The 20,730-nt window shown below is 51.0% G+C and carries 17 protein-coding genes; 5 read left to right on the top strand and 12 right to left on the bottom strand.

Annotated features, from left to right (window positions below; genetic code table 11):
• Positions 1 to 792 (bottom strand): sigma 54-interacting transcriptional regulator (locus PPL9_RS33485; protein WP_208989473.1); only part of this gene is annotated, 792 nt, incomplete at its 3' end.
• Between the two features lie 380 nt (positions 793 to 1,172).
• Between PPL9_RS33485 and PPL9_RS18480 the strand changes: the two genes are divergently transcribed.
• Positions 1,173 to 2,615: an EAL domain-containing protein gene (locus tag PPL9_RS18480; protein ID WP_057464066.1), complete on the top strand. Its 1,443-nt coding sequence runs from the start codon at positions 1,173 to 1,175 to the stop codon at positions 2,613 to 2,615.
• A 44-nt stretch (positions 2,616 to 2,659) separates the two neighbouring features.
• Here PPL9_RS18480 and PPL9_RS18475 read toward each other — a convergent pair whose 3' ends face one another.
• The 5 genes from PPL9_RS18475 to ileS all read right to left on the bottom strand — a co-directional run bounded on the left by PPL9_RS18475 (position 2,660) and on the right by ileS (position 10,028).
• Positions 2,660 to 4,015 (bottom strand): pitrilysin family protein, encoded by a 1,356-nt coding sequence (locus PPL9_RS18475; protein ID WP_057464065.1) that lies wholly within the window; start codon positions 4,013 to 4,015, stop codon positions 2,660 to 2,662.
• A gap of 13 nt (positions 4,016 to 4,028) precedes the next feature.
• Positions 4,029 to 5,438 (bottom strand): pitrilysin family protein, encoded by a 1,410-nt coding sequence (locus tag PPL9_RS18470; protein ID WP_057464064.1) that lies wholly within the window; start codon positions 5,436 to 5,438, stop codon positions 4,029 to 4,031.
• Positions 5,439 to 5,624: 186 nt separating this feature from the next.
• Positions 5,625 to 6,362 (bottom strand): hypothetical protein, encoded by a 738-nt coding sequence (locus tag PPL9_RS18465; RefSeq protein WP_208985557.1) that lies wholly within the window; start codon positions 6,360 to 6,362, stop codon positions 5,625 to 5,627.
• 198 nt (positions 6,363 to 6,560) lie between these two features.
• Positions 6,561 to 7,067 carry a signal peptidase II gene (gene lspA / locus PPL9_RS18460; RefSeq protein WP_057464062.1) on the bottom strand — a complete coding sequence of 169 codons (507 nt, stop codon included), beginning with the start codon at positions 7,065 to 7,067 and terminating at the stop codon, positions 6,561 to 6,563.
• A gap of 27 nt (positions 7,068 to 7,094) precedes the next feature.
• Positions 7,095 to 10,028, bottom strand: a complete 2,934-nt coding sequence (gene ileS, locus PPL9_RS18455; protein ID WP_057464061.1) for an isoleucine--tRNA ligase — start codon at positions 10,026 to 10,028, stop codon at positions 7,095 to 7,097.
• Positions 10,029 to 10,671: 643 nt separating this feature from the next.
• Between ileS and PPL9_RS18450 the strand changes: the two genes are divergently transcribed.
• Positions 10,672 to 11,367, top strand: coding sequence for a hypothetical protein (locus tag PPL9_RS18450; RefSeq protein ID WP_057464060.1), 696 nt, complete (start codon positions 10,672 to 10,674; stop codon positions 11,365 to 11,367).
• A gap of 220 nt (positions 11,368 to 11,587) precedes the next feature.
• On the opposite strand, the gene PPL9_RS18445 is transcribed toward PPL9_RS18450, so the two are convergent.
• The 4 genes from PPL9_RS18445 to PPL9_RS18430 form a co-directional block, all read right to left on the bottom strand.
• Positions 11,588 to 12,562, bottom strand: coding sequence for a DMT family transporter (locus PPL9_RS18445; RefSeq protein ID WP_057464059.1), 975 nt, complete (start codon positions 12,560 to 12,562; stop codon positions 11,588 to 11,590).
• Between the two features lie 162 nt (positions 12,563 to 12,724).
• Positions 12,725 to 13,663, bottom strand: a complete 939-nt coding sequence (locus tag PPL9_RS18440) for a DMT family transporter (protein WP_057464058.1) — start codon at positions 13,661 to 13,663, stop codon at positions 12,725 to 12,727.
• Between the two features lie 24 nt (positions 13,664 to 13,687).
• Entirely contained in the window at positions 13,688 to 14,689 is a 1,002-nt protein-coding gene (locus PPL9_RS18435) for a bifunctional riboflavin kinase/FAD synthetase (RefSeq protein ID WP_057464073.1), read from the bottom strand.
• 234 nt (positions 14,690 to 14,923) lie between these two features.
• Positions 14,924 to 15,370 (bottom strand): MaoC family dehydratase, encoded by a 447-nt coding sequence (locus PPL9_RS18430; protein WP_057464057.1) that lies wholly within the window; start codon positions 15,368 to 15,370, stop codon positions 14,924 to 14,926.
• Between the two features lie 280 nt (positions 15,371 to 15,650).
• Between PPL9_RS18430 and PPL9_RS18425 the strand changes: the two genes are divergently transcribed.
• Both PPL9_RS18425 and PPL9_RS18420 read left to right on the top strand, forming a co-directional pair.
• Entirely contained in the window at positions 15,651 to 16,034 is a 384-nt protein-coding gene (locus PPL9_RS18425) for a response regulator (protein ID WP_057464072.1), read from the top strand.
• 174 nt (positions 16,035 to 16,208) lie between these two features.
• Positions 16,209 to 16,883, top strand: a complete 675-nt coding sequence (locus PPL9_RS18420) for a protein phosphatase CheZ (protein WP_057464056.1) — start codon at positions 16,209 to 16,211, stop codon at positions 16,881 to 16,883.
• A gap of 94 nt (positions 16,884 to 16,977) precedes the next feature.
• Here PPL9_RS18420 and PPL9_RS18415 read toward each other — a convergent pair whose 3' ends face one another.
• On the bottom strand, positions 16,978 to 17,832 hold the full coding sequence (locus tag PPL9_RS18415; RefSeq protein WP_057464055.1) for a TIGR01459 family HAD-type hydrolase: 855 nt from the start codon (positions 17,830 to 17,832) through the stop codon (positions 16,978 to 16,980).
• Between the two features lie 202 nt (positions 17,833 to 18,034).
• Between PPL9_RS18415 and mutL the strand changes: the two genes are divergently transcribed.
• A complete protein-coding gene (gene mutL / locus PPL9_RS18410; protein WP_057464054.1) occupies positions 18,035 to 19,990 on the top strand; it encodes a DNA mismatch repair endonuclease MutL in 1,956 nt (651 codons plus the stop codon).
• A gap of 99 nt (positions 19,991 to 20,089) precedes the next feature.
• Here mutL and PPL9_RS18405 read toward each other — a convergent pair.
• Positions 20,090 to 20,730 (bottom strand): porin (locus PPL9_RS18405; protein WP_200962338.1); only part of this gene is annotated, 641 nt, incomplete at its 5' end.

The raw sequence follows: 20,730 nt of genomic DNA, 5'->3' as shown, positions 1-20,730 counted from the left end.
GATCTCATCAAGGAACAGAGTTCCCCCATCGGCAAGCTCTGCTGCTCCAGCTCTGGCTTCATCTGCTCCGGTAAAGGCACCGCGTGCATGACCGAAGATCTCGGACTCCATCAAATTGGCCGGAATCGCTCCACAGTTGATTGCGACAAAAGGCCCGCCTTTGCGTGCCGATCTGGCATGCAGTGCCTGTGCACACAGTTCCTTGCCTGTACCTGATTCTCCGGTAATGAAGGCCGGTGCGCTGGATGTCGCCATCCGGTTGATCTGCGCATAAACGCTTTGCATGCGGTTGGAAGCACCAACAAACCCTTCAAACTGAGCAGCTGGTCCAGACGTGTCGCTGGAGACAATCGCCTCAGAGCCAGTCGCGGCTGAAAGGGAAGGAGAGGGTGCCGCTCTCTTGAAGACACCCAGATGTGCTTCAAGTTTCTCCAAAAGCATTTCGTTTGTGTAGGGTTTGGTCAAAAAGTCATGGGCGCCATTGCGCATGGCATTCATGGCACGGCTCACAGACCCCTTGGCACTGACCGCAATCATAACCGCGCGCGGCGCAGCAGCTACAATCTCGGAAAGCTCGGCTTCCCCGCCGATGCATTCAAGATCGACAATAACGATATTGATTGGGGTATGTCGCAAAAAGGCGACAGCATGTTCTTTGCTCGCAAGAACATGCGCAGGTTGTCCGCTGGTAACATGCTTCGACAAAGCACTACTGGTTTTACGAGCCTCTGCACGATTAGTGTCGACGACACAGGCGTTCAAAAACCTATTGGTAGCTTTGGGGGATCCCATTGGCAGGCAACCTCAAAAATCAATACATCAGGTCGAAAATCATTCGACACCCTGAGTTTGTGCAAACAGGGTAAACAAACCCTTTTCGTTTTCGAGGTTGATTGCATTATGCAGTTAATTTCTTTCACGCAGAACGCTTCGAGCAACTTTCTTACCCGATAAATATCGTTGTTCGCCAGAATCGCGCGCCGAAGTTCAGCTCGGGATTGTGACGAAAATCGTATGCGCTGATGATATATGTAGCTCTATTGTCATTCTTGCGGGGACAACACGGGTTTTCCCTAGAAATATAATGGGTATAGGGTTCGAACGACCTCAGTAAATGCGGCAAAATTCAGGTATGTATTTTGTGATTCGGACCAACAGGTACTCTTGAGGATATGACGCGCTTGGCGAACATTTCCATTTTGTTTTCTATTTCAGCCATTGCGGCCTCTTGTGGCACTGTGATGGTCTACCTTTTTGCGCGTCCGGTTGGCGAGGCCATCACCGTTGCCTTCACGGCGATGTGCACCATGATCTTCATCCATTTCATGTTGACCCGCTCTCAGGAAAAATCTGCGGTATCTGACGCTGTCAATCGCTTGGAAGAGCGGATTGCAGTCATCGATGATGATGTCGGGAACCTCGAAGGCCGCCTCACTGGCGTCGAGCACAACATTCCGCGTCGCACACGGGAAGAGATCGACCCGCTGTTTGCTGAAGTGGAGGTAATCGGTTCTCTGGTGAAGCAGATGGCCGAAGCCATGGCCGACATGGAAACCCGGATCGAGGATCAGGGCATTGCCATCGAGGACCAGCGAACCAAGCAGGCACAGCTTCAGCCTCAACCAGCTCAGCGCCTGGCCGCTCCGCAGGCAGCGGTGAGAGAACCATCTGTTGATCTGGCCAGTCAGGCAGCTGCTGCATTTGCGAGCGCAGCAGGCCAGTCAATGGCAGCAAGTCAACCGATGGGTGCGGTGCAGGAACCGTTTGCTGAGACGCGCGCACCAGAGATGAAGCGCCCGGCAGCTCCGCGCATGCATCACCCAAATGCCGCTCTGGCAGAAGAAATTCGCGCAAGCATCGAAGCGGGCAGGGTAGACCTTTACCTCCAACCAATCGTGACATTACCACAGCGTCGTGTTCGCTATTACGAAGCCCTGACGCGTCTGCGCAAAGCCAATGGCGACACGCTGGAGCCAATCGAGTTCCTTCAGGAGGCGGACCGCACCGGCCAAATGCCTGCGATCGACAATATTTTGTTGTTCCGTTCCCTTCAGATCCTGAAGCGTCTGGCAACCCGCAACAGAGAAGCAGGTTTGTTCTGTAACCTGTCTCCAAGCACGCTCATGGATGAAAACTTCTTCCCGGGCTTTCTGGAGTTCGTGCGCGCCAACGACACATACTCAGATCTGTTGATCTTCGAATTCTCGCAGGCCGACGTGGCCGTCATGAGCGCGATTGAGTATGAGAGCCTCGCTGCTCTGGCTGAGCTGGGCTTCCGGTTCTCTGTGGACCGCATCACCGATCTGCGCATGGACTTCCGCGCTCTGGCTGATCGCGGCTTCCGCTTTGCAAAGCTGCACGCATCGCGGCTATTGTTGCATGAAGATGATCTGGCCAAAAGCAACATCCATCCGGCTGATTTTGGCAGTTTGCTGCAACGCTATGGCATTGAGCTGATCGTGGATCACGTGGAGAGTGAAGGCGCTGTGCTGGAGCTTCTGGAAATGGACACCCGCTGTGCGCAGGGCTTCCTGTTCTCACCGCCGCGTCCTGTCCGTGCAGACGTTCTGCAAGGGGCGCCAAACCCGCGGTCACTAAAGAAAGAGGCGAGCTGATTTTCATCAACTCGCCTGCTTGTTTTTCATGCTTTGCGTAAGAGTTAGTTCAGCGGTTTGCCAACCGTAACAAAGGTTGGCTCAATGCCATCAAACATATCCTGAGCAACCTCACGAACACCTTCCAGTGTCACGGCTTCAACCATCTCATTACGCTTGTCGATGTAATCAATGCCCAGCTCTTGGGTCTGAATGCCTGTCAGCTGACGGGCAATGCTGCTGGAGCTGTCAAAGTTGAGAGCGTAATTGCCAGTCAGATAAGACTTCGCTTCTTCAAGTTCTGCCGGAGTAGGGCCAGTCTGCGCCATACGCACCATCTGCTTCTTGATGATATCAATCGCTTCACCAGCTTTGTCCGAGCGTGTTCCTGTGGACCCCATCAACAGCGCTGCGTGCTTGTAAGGAACCAGATAAGAGCCAACGGAGTAAGCCAGACCACGCTGCTCGCGGATTTCGTCATAGAGCCATGAAGAAAATGATCCACCACCCAAAATGTGGTTCATCACTAAGGCAGACATGAACTTTGGATCATGACGCTCATAACCCGGCAGAGCGAACTGAATGGAGGTCTGTGGGCTCTCAAAGTCAACGTGAACAGCCTTATCTGTCACAGGCTCCACATTGGGAATGGCAACCAGATCTCCGTTTTCAGGCAAGTTTGCAAAGACTTTGTCCAAAACGCTGGCCAACTCATCAGCACTAATGGCTCCCACAACGCCGATCTTCAAAGAGTCCTTTGCAAAGATCTTTGCGCGCTGTGTTTTCAGATCATCAGAAGTCAGCTTGGCAACCGTATCCTCAGTTCCTCGGCTTGGGCGGCCATAAGGGTGATCCGGGAAGATGGTCTTGGACAAATTCAAACCAGCCAGAGCATCTGGGCGCTTCAGGCTGCGACGAATGCCAGAGATCGTCTGTGCTTTCATCCGCTCAAGCGGATCATTATCAAAACGTGGTTCATTCACAGCCAGACGAAGCATCTCGAAGGTGTGATCTTTATTGGCCTGCAAGCTCTGGAAAGACCCATAGAAGAAGTCGCGGCCAGAACTGAAGGACAGACTCATAGTCAGATCTTCAAGACGTCCCTGAAAGGCTTGGGAATCCAGATCACCAGCCCCTTCATCAAGCATGGTGCTCAGTAGGTTGGTTACACCCAGCTTGGCATCTGAATCCTGAGAGCTACCACCTGCAAACGCGAAGTTCAGTGCGATGATCGGAACAGTGTAGTCTTCTACCAGCCATGCTGTGATCCCTCCGGGGCTTTTAACCTCTTGGATCTCGATGGCCTGGCTGTTCTGCACAAAGGTAGCAACAAACAGGAATGACAAGGCCAGCAACGCAAACAAACTTGCCGTCATGCGGGAAGCGGAGGCAGAAGCTGCCATAAGAACTTTAGCTTTCATCGAGCGTCCCCTCTCACTCTGCATTTTCAGGTTTTGCAGCAGGCATCAGATAGCTCGCCACACTGGTTTCACTAAGGTACTTCTGTGCAACTGCCTGAACCTGTTCAGGTGTCACCTTGGCAATGCGAGCAGGCCAGGTCTGAACCTTCTCAACAGAACCGCCTGTGGTCAGAGCTGTCCCAAAGATGCGCGCCAGCACGTCTTGCTTGTCTTGCGCGTAAATGGCAGAGGCCAGCATAGAGCGTTTAGAACGTTCCACTTCTTCAGCTGTCACACCATTCTCAAGAACATCATTCACGATTGCCAGAGCACGTTTCTCCAGTTCCTCAAGCTCAACACCATCCTTTGGAGAGGTGTAAAGAATGAAGCGGGTGTCATCCAAAGCGGTGGATTGGTACCAGGCTCCAGCACTGGTCGCGACTTCGCCTTCAATCACCAACGCTTTGTAAAGCCGGCTGTTAGCGCCGCCACCTAAAATGTCTGAAAGCACTTCAAGAGCTTCAGAGCCACTTGGCTCAGCAGTGGTTGAGCTTGGTACGATCCAGCCATGTTGCAGGCTTGGCTGCGCAACCTGATCACTCTGCAGGCTGACTTCGCGATTACCTGGCACGATCTGGACATGCGGTCGATCACGTGGTCCCGAGTCTGCACGTTGCTCAACCTTGCCATAGGTCTTCTTGGCGAGGGCCAGAACGTCTTCCGAGGTGACATCACCGGCAACAATCAGGATTGCATTGTTTGGTGTGTAGTACTTGTCGTAAAAGGCGATAGCATCGTCTTTGTTCAGCGCTTGAATTTCGTCTTTCCAGCCAATCACTGGAATACCGTAGGGGCTGTTCGGAAACAGGACTTGATCGAATGTCTCAGATAGTCTGGCAGCAGGACTGCGGTCCACACGTTGGGAACGCTCTTCGAGCACCACATCCCGTTCCGGATCAACCTGCTTTTCGGTCAGGATCAGGTTGGACATGCGATCGGCCTCATAGCCCATCACCATTTCCAGATGCTCTTTGGCAACCTGCTGATAATAGGCCGTGTAGTCTTGAGAGGTGAAGGCGTTTTCCTGACCACCTACCTGAGCAACTTTTTTGGAGAACTCACCCTCTGGTGTATTCTTGGTTCCTTTGAACATGAGATGTTCAAGAAAATGCGCGATGCCGGATTTACCGGGTTTTTCATCTGCTCCGCCAACGCGGTACCACACCATGTGGGTCACAATCGGGGCGCGTCGGTCAGGGATGACAACCACCTGAAGGCCATTGTCGAGAGTGGTTTGAGAAACATCGGTTCCGCCGATGTGTATTTTTGAAAAGTCTTCGATTGAAGCTTTCCCTGTTGTATCCGCAGCCACGGGCAATACTGGGCTTGCGAAAACAACCAGACTCAAAGCGAGGGCTTTAAGCGCGAGAGATCGACCAGTCACGTAGGGGGCTCCCTTTAAAATGAGCAGGACACAGCTGCCCTACCTATACCGTGATTGTGGTTAATCTCCTCGTGAATTATTCGTAATCTATTGCAGCTATAATGAAAAAAGCGCGAACATCGTCGCGCTTGCTTCATAGTTTATTCAGGCTTTCAGTAAGACTTGAACTCTCTGTGAGAGAGGTTCTTACTGCTTGCTCATATCGATACGAGCGCCGTCTTCAATTGCTGCTGCTTCACGCTTTTTGCGAACTTCTTCGCTTTCGTCCACTTCCGGGGTCGCAAAAGCAACGCCTGCAACAGGAGTGGAGTATGCCACTGGAGGCTCGGTCAGGTATTTGCGTGTCGGCGTACAACTTGGATCGCCAGGTGCGCAAATCGGTGCTTCCACATCTTTGCCACCAAGCTGTTTTTTGGCAGCCTGATATTGCTTGCCAAGAGCTGCAAGTTCAGTCGGGCTCAGCTTGTCACCATCAAGAAGCTGCTGCTGACGTTTCTCAGCTGCGAAATCGCGAGGGCGAGCCGCTGCTTTCTCCAACGCAGGGTGGCCGCGCATTTGCTCAATGCTCAAAGGCTCACCTGGCTCTACCTTGTAGAACGCGCGGATCTCTTCAAGTTCTTCCTTGGAGCGGTCAACCGGCCAGTTGCTAGCAACTTCAGAAAGCTTGCGGGAATCTGGCTGCGGAAGGTTGCCAGCCTGTGTCGGCATAACAAGCGGAGCACGCTCTTTGTACTTGATGTCAGTGTTTTTCTGAGACTCAAGACCAACGGCGCTCAAGACACCCGTCATCAAACTCAAATCGGTGGTTTCAGTGCCATCATCGAAGTCACCATTACCTGTCATACAGGCGGATAGTGCGAGAGAGAGCCCGCAAACAAAAGTGGCCCGAACAACGAATTTTTTGCTACGGCTTTGCAATTTCATTACCCTTGTTTCCCGATCACCATCAAAACGGCGTTTGACAGGCATCACGGGTCAAATGACAGCCTGCGAAATCTGTAGTCCTCATAATCCAGTGATGCCACCTTAAAACAGGAATCACGAAACCATGAAGGCCCTAAGTGTGTAGTTATGCCCAGAAGCACCCGATATTCCCCACATATAATTGAGAATTAGGCAGTTTTAGGGCCGGCTATCCTTATTTTTGCCAATAAATAAGGTGTCGAGCAGCAAACCAGCAGCGCCAATAACAATCCATGCATCGGCAAGATTGAAGACGTACCAGGAAAATTCCCCAACATGAAAATAGAGGTAATCGACGACTTTGCCATAATAGAGGCGGTCAAAACCATTGCTCAGGGCGCCGGAGAGAACCAGCCCGAGGCAGAAACCTTCCAGCCGGTTACTTGCGCGCGCACTCCAGAACCAGATGAAAACTGAGGCAACAACCGTAAAGGCTGCCAATCCCCAGCGGCCAAGCTCTGTCGTTTGCTGGAAAAATCCGTAGGAAACGCCTTTGTTCCAGACCAGAACCAGATCCAGAAAAGGACCAACTGGGATTGTAGGAATACCGCCACCTGAGAAATGAGCGACAGCCCAGAACTTGGCAATCTGATCAACAACCAGACCAGCTATGGCAAGGAGGAGGACGAGGGAACTGTGATGTCCCCAAAACTTCAGTTTCTTCAAGGTCAATTCCCTCGTCACATCGTTTGCTCAAACAGTCGCGCCATCCAGCTCGCGCATTGCATCCGCATCGCGCAGTGTCAGCTCAGGATACTCAGCGTCTGCACCAACTTCTGGCAGGATCTTCCAGGAGCGGGCACACTTGTTGCCCTCAGCAAGGCCCGGCACAATGCCAACACCAGCAGTGTCTTCCAACGTGAACGCACCTTCAGGAGCGCTGTCAGAGGACAGGTTCAGCTGGGATGTGATCGCGATTTCTGCAACGTCCAGCCCGTCCAGAGCAGCCATCAAGTCTGCATCTGAGATGTAAACGGTTGGATGCGCTTCCAAAGAAGAACCGATCCGCTTTTCACGGCGTTCGATTTCCAATGCACCAGTGATCACACGGCGCACTGCACGAACTTTCTCCCACTTCGCTGCCAGCTCATCGTTTCTCCACGCAGAAGAAACAGCAGGGAACTGCTGCAGGTGCACAGAAGTTGTCGCTTCACCGTAACGGTAGCTCCAGCTCTCTTCCATGGTAAATGGCAGGATTGGCGCCAGCCACATGGTCAGATGACGGAACAGCTGCTCTATCACATAAAGAGAGGCTTTGCGCTTCGTGGAAGACGGAGCATCGCAATACAGCGCATCCTTGCGGATATCGAAGTAGAACGCGGACAACTCAACAGTCATGAAGTTGAACAGAGCAGAGAACACGCGCTTGCTGTCGAAGGCCTGATACGCATCACGAACCAGCACATCCAGCTCGGCCAGACGGTGCAGCATCAACAGCTCAAGCTCATTCATGTCAGCAAGAGCAATCTCTTCGCCGTCATAGTGACCAAGAGACCCAAGCATGAAGCGCAGAGTGTTACGCATCTTGCGGTAGGCATCAACGTTGGTCTTGATGATCTCAGGGCCGATACGCTGGTCTTCAGCATAATCGACAGAACCAACCCACAAACGCAGAATGTCCGCGCCGTACTGCTTGATGACGTCCTGAGGCGCAACCGTGTTGCCCAAAGACTTGGACATCTTGCGGCCTTGCTCATCCATGGTGAAACCGTGGGTGAGAACAGCGTCATATGGTGCATGACCGCGAGTACCACAGCTTTCCAAGAGGGAAGAGTGGAACCAGCCACGGTGCTGATCGGTACCTTCAAGGTACAGAACGTAGTCGTCACCACCCAAACCTTTACGGTTCGGGTTCAGGTCTTCACGGCGTTCCATGCAGAAGGCGTGTGTTGAACCGGAATCGAACCACACGTCGAGGATGTCCTCGACTTTCTCGAAGTTCTCAGCATCATATGCATCGCCAAGGAAGCGCTGCGTTGCGCCTTCCTCAAACCATGCATCTGCACCTTCATTCTGGAAGGCTTCGAAGATACGCGCGTTGACCGCTTCGTCCTTCAAAACTTCACCAGTTTCCTTGTTCACAAGCACGGTGATCGGCACGCCCCATGCACGTTGACGGGAAAGAACCCAGTCAGGGCGGGCTTCGATCATGGCGTTCAGACGGTTCTGACCGGTTGCAGGCACAAACCGGGTCTCGGAGATCGCCTTCAGCGCACGGGCACGCAGTGTGTCACCTTTGGCTTCCTCGGAAAGTTCCTTGTCCATGTAAACAAACCACTGCGGCGTGTTACGGAAGATCAAAGGAGCTTTAGAGCGCCAGGAGTGTGGGTAGGAGTGCTTCACACGCCCACGAGCCATCAGTCCGCCAACTTCTGTCAGCTTTTCGATAACAGCTTTGTTGGTGGAGCCTTCCTTGCCTTTGCGGTCCAGGATGTACTTACCTTCAAACAGCGGCACATGCGGATAGTAAGAACCATCCGGCTGAACGGTCATCGGAACCTGCTCAGTGCCAGCTCTTGCAAAAGCTTCCCGGTTGTCCAGGAACATCTGGAAATCTTCCTGTCCATGACCAGGAGCGGTGTGCACGAAGCCAGTACCAGCATCATCGGTGACATGCTCACCGGCAAGCATCGGCACGTTAAAGTCGAAGTAGTCGCCAGCGCCTTCAGCACCACGCAGCGGATGCGCGCAGTATTCGATTGTGCTCACATCAACATCGGAAACACGCTCATAGGCATCAACGCGGGAGGCTTCAAAAACAGACTCAGCAAGCTTGTCAGCAATAATGAACTCTTCGCCAACTTTCGCCCAGTTGTCTTCAGCAGCTTCAGTCACCTTGTAGATGCCATAGCTGATGTCGTTAGAGAAGGAGATCGCGCGGTTCGCAGGGATGGTCCATGGAGTGGTTGTCCAGATAACGACTTTCTTGCCGATCAGCGCTTCATTACCGGACACAATCGGGAAGGTTACCCAGATGGTGTGGGAGATATGGTCTTCATACTCCACTTCCGCTTCAGCAAGAGCAGTCTTCTCAACGATGGACCACATCACAGGCTTGGAGCCACGGTACAACTGGCCGGATGTTGCGAACTTCATCAGTTCTTTCGCAATCACAGCTTCACTGTCGTAGCGCATGGTCAGATATGGGTTGTCCCAGTCTGCTTCAATACCAAGGCGCTTGAACTCTTCGCGCTGAACGTCAATCCACTTGTCCGCAAACTCACGGCATTCCTTACGGAATTCGTTGATCGGCACAGCGTCTTTGTTTTTGCCTTTTTTGCGATACTGCTCTTCGATCTTCCATTCGATCGGCAGACCATGACAATCCCAGCCAGGAACGTAGTTCGCATCAAAGCCCTGCATCTGCATGGAGCGATTGATGATGTCCTTCAGGGTCTTGTTCAGTGCATGGCCAATATGGATGTTGCCGTTCGCATAAGGAGGGCCATCATGCAGGATGAACTTAGGGCGACCCGTGGATTGATCACGCATCACCTTGTAAAGGTCCTTGTCCAACCATTTGGCGAGGATCTTAGGTTCATTCTTTGGAAGGCCTGCCCGCATTGGGAAATCAGTTTTAGGCAGGTTGAGCGTGTCCGAATAATCGCGGCTCGGTGTATCGGTCATTTGGCAGTCCGCTTATGTGGGCATTTGTTTGCCCATAGGCATTTGGTAAAGCGCAGGAATTTGCGCAAGTTTGAAAATCCCGCCGTCTCTGTGACGGTTGGAGGTCTCCCGGTACTTCAGGGCGCCAACGGGCGTCTCAACTGAAGGCCGGGCCAATAATTCGAAATTGGCACACCTTGAGTAAGGTCAAAGGAGCAGTCCTGTTATCTTCAAACTCGGCTAACATAATGAGTGCTTTTAGCAGCGCTTATCCTAGGAATAAAGAGCCTCTAACAACAAAGCTCAATATTCTCAAGACCAAGGACATTTTTCCTGAAGGCCGGAGCTGCCACGCTGAAGTGTATTGCGAAAAGTGAAAACTGGTTTTGAGATGAAGATATGGGGTTGTCACGTTCAGTTTGAGCGAAGATTTTTCGCTGGCTTTTCTGTTATGTGCAGCATCTTCGTCGCGCCCAACGAACAATGATGCGCAAACATCATTCGTAAGCATCGCCTCAACGGTTTTGCTAAGTGGAAGTAAGAGGCAGTGATCAGCGTTTGAGTTGGTCTTGAAACAAGGCTTTTGCGATCAAACTCTGGTTAACGTGACAGCACCATGAAAAGCCGATAAGTTACACTTCATTTGATGATGGATAATTGAGAAATGCCAAAAATAAAACAAGGCGACATAATATTACTGACTGTATCCCTTACTTTTATGCTTGTGACGTCTTTTTACATCTTTAACTATTACAAATGCCATCAGCATAAACAGGATGTGGTTGAGTATGCCTCTCAGTATGCGCTGGCCTATCACCAAGATATAAATATCAACACTGTATCTAATGCAATACGATATGACTCCTCCTTTAATAATATGGAGTTTGAGTGGATTTTTATTCAAAAAAGCAGGGATGAATATTTAGATTTTTTCTTAGAAAACAGAATGTTCTCTGATTATGCTCTATTGTCTTTTGGTAATATATTGAATCGAAATAAAGAGGCTGTCTTTAAAATAGAAAAGTGTGGCGAGGATAACTGTATCTCCGGACCTTATTTTGAAGAAGAGAGCGAGATATTTGATCAGTACTGTGAACGTAGCCAGCAAAATATTAAATCTTTTAGTTACAGCTCAAATGTCAATATAACGGGTTGTCTCAGTGGTGACGGCAAACCTCTTGGTTTTAGAATTAACATTTTTACTTATGCAAAACCTTTGCTGTTTTGGACATGGTACATTGAAGCAAGCGGTTCAGCGGAAGAACGTGGTGAGACCGTGATCATTGCAAACTACGTGACAAAATACAGTTGCGGAATTAAGCTTTGGGAAGAAAACAATTATGTTGCATCTGAGTGTTAGTCAGCTGGTGTTGCCACATTAGGTTTGAACCAAGTTTTATCGCCTGACAACAGCCTGTAACTACTTCATCGCACCCCGCAAATGATGAGGCGCAAACAATATCTGCATGCATCGCCTCAACGATTTTCCCAAGTGGAAGTAAGCGGTAATGATCAATGCCTGAATAGCACCTAAAGCAAGGCTTTTGCGATCTAACTCAGGCTAACGTGATAGCGCCGCGTCAGTAATGGCGCTTGGGTGAACTGTCGACGAGCTCTTCGCTCTCCGCCTGACGCTTCGCAGCTGTCCGTTCACGGTGTGCAATGTAAAGCCCGCCACCTGAGATCAAAGCCACACCCAGCCACACAAACATGTCCGGAATGTCCCCAAACAGCACGAAACCCACAATTGTTGCACTGATGATCTCTGTATAGCTGAGCGGTGCAAGAACGGAGGCAGGGGCTCGGTCAAACGCAAGCACGATACACCCGTGTGAGGCAAATGAGATAATGCCCATCAACACGAACAGCGGCAGGTGAGTGAGGTCTGGTGTCGTCCACGCGGCTGCTTCAAACCCAAGCAGGCTTGCGATGATAACAAGCGGGGTAAGCGTCAATACACCAGCAACACCTGTCGCGAACTGAATGCCAAGCAAAGAGGCACTCCCTGCAAGTTTGCGCGTCAGAACAAGATAAACTGCAAAGGAGGTCGCAGCAGCAAGTGGCAACAGAGATGGCCAACCCAAAGCGCTCGACCCTGGACGGATAATGATCAGAGCCCCGATCATGCCAACCACAACGGCTGCCCAACGGCGCACGCCTACTTTTTCCTTCAAAACAACAGCCGAAAGTACAGTCAGGATCATCGGCTGCACAAAGAAAATCGCAATCGCATCCGCCAAAGGCATGTACTTAAGAGAGGTGAAGAAGAAGATTGAGCAAATTGCGAGACAAGCACCGCGCACCAGCTGAATACGGTTGACCTCTTTCATCAAAGAGCCGAACGAACGGCCCATGAAACCCGCAATCACGAGAACAATAATTGCCTGACACAAGAAGCGGCCAAGCGATACCTCAACCGGCGAAATGAACGCACTGAGATACTTGGCTGTGCCATCCATCAGGGGGGCCAGAGACATTCCGGCGACCATAAACAGAATGCCATGTAGCCCGGCATTGGAGGTATGACTATCTGTCGAGGCGGTTGTTGTTGTCATGTTGCTCTCGGATAATGGGGATACGCTGACATATCAAAGCCAGCGCAGAGGGTAAGGGCCTATATTGACGCACCAGCTATTCCTTTGCGCAACCAAAAGAAAGTGCCGGTAGCAGGCTATTCAGTGCAGTTATCTAAAGAGTATCTGTTCCGCCCCTCAATATTATGAGGGAGAGGGTTTTCTCTCTGCATTTGCAAGTATCAGTCCGCTGCAGATGAGCATACCAACGCCAACCCAGACAAACTCGTCAGGGATTTCATTGAAGACCAGGTAACCGATTGTAGTTGCTGAGAAAATTTCAACGTAATTGATTGGAGCCAACACGGATGCCGGTGCTCTCTCAAAGGCTTTGACCAGCAAAACATGCGCGATCAGGCCAGTGGCACCAAGACAGCACAATAAGATTGTTGGCAGAGTAAAGTTGGCCTCCTGATTGACAATCACCAGATCTCCACCAAAACCAGTCAGCCAAGCATAAATGATGATCGGCAAAATAAAGAGACTGCCAGCAAAGCCAGTCGCGAACTGTATGGCGAGCTGAGAGGATTGCCCGGAGAGCTTGCGTGTCAGCATCAGATAGCAGGCAAATGTAAAAGCAGCAGCTAAAACGAGAAGGCTCGCCGGTTGGAAAACGCCAGTGCCGGGGCGCATGATCACAAGCACACCAGCAAACCCTATCAATACCGCCAGCCAACGTTTTGGACCAACTCTCTCCTTCAGAAAGACTGAGGACAGAACAACAAGAATAACCGGCTGCACAAAGAAAATTGCTGTCGCATCTGTCAATGGTAAGTACTTCAACCCAAACACAATGAACACTGAGCCCACAGCAAGCAGCAAGCCACGGCAGAACAAGGGCAAGGTTGTCTCTTTCAAAAGACTGAGCCAGCTCCGTTTTTGAAAAGTGGCAATCGCCAGAATTATGACGAGCTGCACGGCAAAGCGGAAGAACGCGACCGTCAAAGGAGAGAAAAACTCTGAGAGGTATTTCACCACGCCATCGGTGCTCGATAGAATGAGCAACCCGCACATCATCAGCAGCACGCCATGCAACACATTATCAGAGCTGGCAGTGCCAGCTCTCGTAGCCGCTGATGTCATGAACTATCTTTCTAAAGGGGGTGACTACCCGTCGGCATTGAGCATTTGGTCCAGATGAGAGAGCGGTCGCATGGAGGCAATCATTGCCCGTGCCTCAGCGCTATCCTGATCCATTTGGCTAATTAAGGCTTCAATACCGTCAAATTTAAGTTCGGCACGGATAAATCCGACGAAGCAGACTGTGACTGGCTTTTCATATAGGTCACCAGTGAAGTCAAACACATGCACTTCAAGCAGCGGTGCGCCATCATCAAAAGTTGGACGACGACCAAAACTGGCCACACCATCATGCATCACACCGTCAATTTTGATCTGAACGGCATAAACACCTTCTTTCAACTCACAATTATCGGCAAGCTTCAGGTTCGCAGTTGGGTATCCCAACTCGCGGCCACGCTTCTCACCGTGTTGAACGGTCGCTTCAACAAAATAACGATACCCAAGCAAACCGTTCGCCACTGCCAGTTCGCCTTCAGCAAGAGCGGCACGAATACGGCTGGAAGAGATGATCTCTCCCCCCTCATCACCTTCTGCGCCAACGATGGTCACGGCAAATCCATGGGCTTCACCAGCTTGCTCAAGAAATTCAGGAGTTCCTTGACGCCCCTTCCCAAAGTGGAAGTCATAGCCAGTGATGCTCTGGGAAATGCCAAGGCGCCCAACCAGAATATCCTTCACAAAATCTTCAGCGGCCATACCGCCAAACTCTTTTGTAAAGGGCAGTTCGATCACGCCATCCAGATGTTCCGCTTCAAAGATCTCTGCTTTGACATGTGCAGGCGTCAAACGAAACACAGGCTGATCAGGCCGGAAGAAGGTGCGTGGGTGTGGTTCAAACGTCATGGCGAGGGCCGGAACACCGCGCTTTGCAGCTTCATCACGCGCTAAATCAAGGACAGCCCGATGTCCGCGATGAACACCATCAAAATTCCCAATAGCAACAACGCCGCCGCGCAGTTTGTCGGGAAACTGCGCAAGGTCGGTAATATGCTGAAAAGAATGCGCCTGTTTGATCGGCTCACCCATGAACTGTACTTCCCGCTTGAGCGTATTACCGAAAAGTGGCTCCGGTTTTCGGATTAAAATACGCATGAATAGAGAGATTCAGAGTCTGACGCGCGAATGCGTAGAGCGCAGCATACTCCAAACATCTAGAATTTTGCGAGACGGTGCCGTGAGAAGTCCGCCCCGTCAAGCTCTTGAGATGGAGTTTGCCGGGCCGGACACAAGAAACTTCAAGTCCTGTGCAGGAATTTCAGCTTAAAGCGGAATATCCATGTCGGCGCGGGCAGGGACTTTGACCATCGCTTCCCCTTCCAAAACCACCTTGCCCTCGACCAGGCATTGGCAATCCAACCGGGCGCGATTGCCTTTGTCGATCAGCTCTGCAACGCTCACGCGCACCTCAATATCGTCGCCGATATACACAGGCGCGCGAAAATTTAAAGATTGAGACAAATAAATTGCACCTGGACCCGGTAATCGCGTTCCAAGTACGGCTGAGATAAGGCTCGCAGTGTAAAGACCGTGCGCAATACGAGTTTTGAAAGGGGTCTTTGCTGCAAAATGCTCCGACAAATGGATTGGGTTTCTGTCACCGGAAACCTCTGCGAATCCTACGATGTCTTGAGAGCTGACGTGCTTTACGAAAACTTCGGTCATGCCGACTGAAAGGTCTTCATAAGCGAGTGGACGAAGGCTGAGCATAGTGTTTCCTCGAATTAACCACAGGCAATATTGCCGGTAAAACGCGCGGAAACGCTAGTAAGCGGACCTCTAAAAAACAATTAGGCTTTTAGCATTATTGAAATCGTATTGGAGAAATTAACCTAACTATAACGTAGGGCGGGTAATTTCGCGAAGTTGAATTGGTGGGGACCCCTTTTATTTGGAAGGACACCTGCGTCCAGTGTGACCGAACAATGTCGTGGTCGCCGTGAGTATAGCAGAGAGGCAACGACAGCCTCTTGAGAATATGGAGTTGTACATGGCCCTTGATCTTCAGATGCCAATTCTGGTTGTCGATGATTATAAGACCATGATTCGAATCATTCGGAACTTGTTGAAGCAACTTGGCTTTGCGGACATCGATGATGCGGCTGATGGCACTGAGGCCTACGAGAAAATGAAGCAGCGCCGTTACGGCCTGGTGATCTCGGATTGGAACATGGAACCTATGACTGGCTATGAACTGCTCAAGCAGGTCAGGCAGGATGCTGCTCTTAGTAAGACGCCATTCATTATGGTGACGGCTGAGTCTAAAACGGAAAACGTGATCGCTGCTAAAAAGGCAGGGGTTAACAACTACATCGTTAAGCCGTTTAATGCGCAAACTCTTAAAGGCAAAATCGAAGCGGTTTTCGCTGAGTAAATTGTTTGCGCACAACTGAAGAATAGGGGCTGGGGTGAGGACGCGATAACGGTAGCGCCCCTACCCTTCTGTGCACCCAACTGACCGGTTACAAGGTCGGGTAGAGCTCTAACCCGGCAGGCGATTTTGCCTGCTGGAGGAGACGTTCCCTACACAGGCAAAGGGAAGAGTGTTTTGACCAAAATTGATATTCAGCAACTCATCGATTTTCTAGAAGAAAGCCGTGAGAAATCTAGCGAAGTCACACTAACTGATGTGATGGACCTTGCAGAGGTTATGACAGGTTCAATGGGGGATATCATTGAACACATCCAACCTGCAGTGACCATGGAACTGGCAGAAATCGGCGCGGAAATTGCGCGGATGAAAGCCGAAATCAGTAAGCTTCGTGTCGCAGATATGAGAGATAATCATATCCCTGACGCTGGTCGGGAGCTGGATGCTATTGTTTCTTCAACAGAGGAAGCAACACATTCAATCATGGAAGCAGCTGAGGCCATCATGGCAGCTGATCCTGAGGACACTCAGACCTATCAGGACACTGTCAACAATCAGGTTATGGAGATTTTTCAGGCCTGCGCGTTTCAGGATATTACTGGACAACGCATTTCTAAAGTTGTCAGCACCCTGAATACGATTGATGAGCGTGTTTCCAACTTCGTCGAACGTTTACGCCTTGAGCAAGAAGCTCATAACGAACAGGGCGGCGAAGAAACGGATGAAGAGCGCCGCAAGCGTGAGCTGATCCTCCATGGCCCGCAGCACAAGGGTGAAGGCGTCTCTCAGGATGAGATTGATGCTATGCTCGGTGATGTGCAGCAGGACGATATCGACAAGCTGTTCGCCTGATTTTACTTGCGATCAATTTGTCAGTGAGCACTGCCCACCAACAAGAAATCTAAAAGCAGTTTGTTGACCTGAAATGGTGCAAACTGCTTTAGTCTTACCAGCTCAGGCGCCCCATAAAACTGTGCACATGCAGGCCTTCTGCCTTAAGCATGCTTTCAACGGCTTCAGCATCCCCTGTCAGATCCGCTGCATGAATACCTTCCGTCAAAAACAATGCGTTGATGCCCTGAGCATTTGCACCTTTGATATCAGTCGGTAAACCGTCACCAATTGCTAGAATTTCAGTTTTTTCAAGCGCTCTGCCTGCGTACACATTCAGCTCTGCCCGCGCCATATCGTAGATCGGATGAAAAGGCTTGCCCGTAATGATGACGTGGCCACCCATCTCCTCATAAAGCTTTGCGAGTGCGCCTCCACACCAGACCAACTTGTCGCCTTGTTCAGCAACAATGTCTGGATTAGCGCAAATGAGTGGCAGGTCCAGCTTCAATAACTCTTCAAAATGAAAACGATAGTCTTCAGGCTCTTCGGCGCGCCTGTCATTCAAACCTGAACATACGATAATGTCCGCAGCATTTGGCTCCACAAAGTCAAAACTTGCACCATGAAACAGGCTATGATTCTTTTTGGGTCCAATATGATAGACTTTTGCGTGATCTATGGCTCGAAGATCAGCCTGAACAACATCGCCTGGCGAGACAATTGAGTCATAGCAGGTCTGCGGAACACCCAAACTGCGAAGATGCTGTTCAATCTCATGGGATGGACGCGGTGCATTGGTGATCAAAACAACAGGCTTGCCACAACGCGTCTTATAGGTCTCAAGAGCGTCAATTGCTGCCGGAAAAGCACTCACGCCATTATGTAAAACACCCCAGACATCACATAGAATGCCGTTGAACTGATCTACAATCTGGCTGAGGCCAGTGATGGGGGATTGCTGCTTCATATGATGTTCTCTTGGAGGAAACTTGGATACGCTCTTGAAAAAAGAGTAGAGTTGAGCCAAATCCTCATAGCCTGAGCAGGTGGCGACGACAAGTAGATATAATCACTGCTCATCTTGCATTGATACTGAGCGCAAATCTCTGTCACAAATATGATTTGGATGCGCCATGTATATGCAGAACAATCTTTGAGACGGAGCGGTTATGGCGGTAAGACAACTTAGCGATACGACAATTAACAGAATTGCCGCTGGTGAAGTGATCGAGCGGCCTGCAAGTGTCGTCAAGGAGCTGGTTGAAAACGCAGTTGATGCTGGTGCAACGCGCATCGAGATCGTCACCGCGACCGGTGGTAAAAGCCTGCTGCGCATCACAGACAATGGTGCAGGCATGACGAAGGAAGACCTTCAGCTCGCCGTCCGCCGCCATTGCACATCCAAACTGCCTGAAGATGATCTCATGGACATCCGGACTATGGGTTTTCGCGGAGAAGCGCTGCCATCCATTGGCGCGATCTCACGTCTGGAAATAACCACACGCCATGCCTCGGAACCTCACGCCTGGAAAATCGAAGTTGAAGGCGGCCAGGACAATGATATTGAACCAGCTGCATTGAACTCCGGAACACGTGTAGAAGTGAAAGATATCTTCTTCTCTGTGCCCGCCCGTCTGAAGTTCCTGAAGTCCGACCGTGCTGAAGCAACCGCGATCACGGAAATCATCAAGCGCATCGCTCTTGCAAACCCAACTGTCAGGTTCACCCTCTCTGGATCAGACCGCCGGCAGCTGGAACTGCCAGCTTGTACAGGAGATGACGCAGATCTCGCTCGGATCGGACAAATACTGGGCGCTGAGTTTACAAAGAACGCTATGGAGATTGAGGCGCTGAGGGAAGGGGTACATCTGTACGGTTATGCAGGCCTGCCGACCTTCCACCGCGCCAACTCACAGCACCAGTTCTTCTTCGTAAATGGCCGCCCAGTCAGAGACAAATTGCTCTTAGGCTCCCTGAAGGCAGCATACTCAGACGTGCTATCTCGTGATCGCCACCCGATTGTAGTGCTCAACATTGATCTTGACCCTCACCAAGTGGATGTAAACGTACATCCAGCAAAGGCAGACGTACGCTTCCGAGATGGCCAGCTGGTTCGTGGATTGATGATTGGTGCACTGAAGAATGCCTTCGTTCAGTCTGGCTTCAGGGCATCCACTGCAAACACCCAATCTGCAATCAACGCCATCCGCCCAATGGGACAAAGCGCAGGCTTCAATGTTCATTCTGGTGCGTCTATGCATACGCCCCAAGCCAATAGAGAAGCCCCTCAAAACTACTCATGGCAACAATCGTCCTATCGACCGGAAGAAGGTCCCGCAGGTGTGTGGAGTGCTACAGATATCCCGGAAGTCGGATCCAGCGAAATGCAGTTGGGTTTGATGGAAGCCAATGCACCTTATTCAGCACCAATGGATCAGTCGCAGTTGCCAGCGAACGAGCAGGGCGCACAGGCCTACCAACTGGTCGACGCGCCATCCGCAGACTCGCGAGCCCACGGACATCAGTTACCGGAAGACAGAGAAAACTTCCCGCTTGGTGCCGCCAGAGCGCAAATCCACGAAACTTACATCGTGTCGCAAACCAAAGATGGGTTGGTCATCGTAGACCAGCACGCAGCCCATGAGCGACTTGTCTATGAACAGCTGAAAGAGGACTTGTCGAAGCGCGATGTGTCTCGGCAGATGCTTCTCATCCCGGAAATTGTAGATCTCCCTGAAGAGGATGTCGCACGACTGGAAGAGCGTGCGCCAGAGCTAGAAGAAGTTGGCCTTGTACTGGAGCGCTTCGGCCCTGGGGCAATTGCAGTGCGAGAAACACCATCAATGCTCAAACGCCTTAACATCAAAGCGCTTGTGCAAGATCTTGCTGACGATTTTGCGGAGTTCGACAGCTCAACCCGCATCAGAGAGAAGCTGGATCTGGTGGCTGCAACAATGGCATGTCATGGATCAATCAGAGCAGGGCGAAGAATGCGACCTGAAGAGATGGACAATCTACTTCGCGATATGGAAGCAACGCCAAAGTCAGGACAATGCAATCACGGCAGACCAACATGGATTGAGCTGAAGCTCTCCGATATCGAGCGCTTGTTTGGTCGCCACTAATTTATACGACAAAAACCAGAAGAGGCGAATCAATGATCCGCCTCTTCCAGTTCGTATTCTCGATTACACTAGGCAATCGATGGGTTCTGACATGTGGCCTCAGAAGTCCCGTTGAACACGGAGCAGGACTGAGATGATATCCTGTTGGCCGAGTGGGCGAGTTGGGTTACCGCCGTTAGTAGAGTTATCGGGGTAAAGGTTCCCATTCGCTACGTTTCGATAGGCAACTTCAGTACCGATTTCGAAGCCGCTAACTGGTGTCCAGCCAACCTTACCGACAACATCCCACTGGTTTTGGTTCCAAAGGAACTTGGAGCGAGCGTTAGCAAAAGAAGCCTGAATTGCTGCGTTCCACTCAGGAGAGAAGTCAGCTTGGAAACCCCATGCGATGGACCAACCGGTTGCAATTCCGTCTTCACCATCTGTAAGTGAGGTCGCATCCCAGACTACGTTCTGCCAGTCACTGTTTACGTAACCAAGCGCACCCTGTGAGAAGGTTGCCTGAACAACACCCTGGAAGCCGGAGAGCGTGCTAGTGAAGAATGGTAGGTCAAATTCAAAACCACCACCGACGGCCCAGCCGAGCAGACCAGAAGGATAAGATTCAAGATAACGGATCTCAGTTAGAGCACCCATGATCTGTGCGGAACCCCAACCCTGATCAAGTCGGATGTTAGCAACAAGGTCAGGGAAGCGCATGCCGCCGTAGCCTTGGTTAAATCCGGTTGAGTCAAGATATT

Origin of the sequence: Pseudovibrio sp. POLY-S9 (assembly GCF_001431305.1) — a bacterium.
GTDB lineage: Bacteria > Pseudomonadota > Alphaproteobacteria > Rhizobiales > Stappiaceae > Pseudovibrio.
This window is presented reverse-complemented; position numbering and strand designations above follow the sequence as displayed.

Excerpts from the sequence above, each read along its gene's own strand:
- PPL9_RS18475 (WP_057464065.1), bottom strand. The coding sequence starts at position 4,015 with ATGAAAGCTAAAGTTCTTATGGCAGCTTCTGCCTCCGCTTCCCGCATG.
- mutL (WP_057464054.1), top strand. The coding sequence starts at position 18,035 with ATGGCGGTAAGACAACTTAGCGATACGACAATTAACAGAATTGCCGCT.
- PPL9_RS18450 (WP_057464060.1), top strand. The coding sequence starts at position 10,672 with ATGCCAAAAATAAAACAAGGCGACATAATATTACTGACTGTATCCCTT.
- PPL9_RS18445 (WP_057464059.1), bottom strand. The coding sequence starts at position 12,562 with ATGACAACAACAACCGCCTCGACAGATAGTCATACCTCCAATGCCGGG.
- ileS (WP_057464061.1), bottom strand. The coding sequence starts at position 10,028 with ATGACCGATACACCGAGCCGCGATTATTCGGACACGCTCAACCTGCCT.
- PPL9_RS18440 (WP_057464058.1), bottom strand. The coding sequence starts at position 13,663 with ATGACATCAGCGGCTACGAGAGCTGGCACTGCCAGCTCTGATAATGTG.
- PPL9_RS18435 (WP_057464073.1), bottom strand. The coding sequence starts at position 14,689 with ATGGGTGAGCCGATCAAACAGGCGCATTCTTTTCAGCATATTACCGAC.
- PPL9_RS18415 (WP_057464055.1), bottom strand. The coding sequence starts at position 17,832 with ATGAAGCAGCAATCCCCCATCACTGGCCTCAGCCAGATTGTAGATCAG.
- PPL9_RS18480 (WP_057464066.1), top strand. The coding sequence starts at position 1,173 with ATGACGCGCTTGGCGAACATTTCCATTTTGTTTTCTATTTCAGCCATT.
- PPL9_RS18465 (WP_208985557.1), bottom strand. The coding sequence starts at position 6,362 with ATGAAATTGCAAAGCCGTAGCAAAAAATTCGTTGTTCGGGCCACTTTT.
- PPL9_RS18430 (WP_057464057.1), bottom strand. The coding sequence starts at position 15,370 with ATGCTCAGCCTTCGTCCACTCGCTTATGAAGACCTTTCAGTCGGCATG.
- PPL9_RS18425 (WP_057464072.1), top strand. The coding sequence starts at position 15,651 with ATGGCCCTTGATCTTCAGATGCCAATTCTGGTTGTCGATGATTATAAG.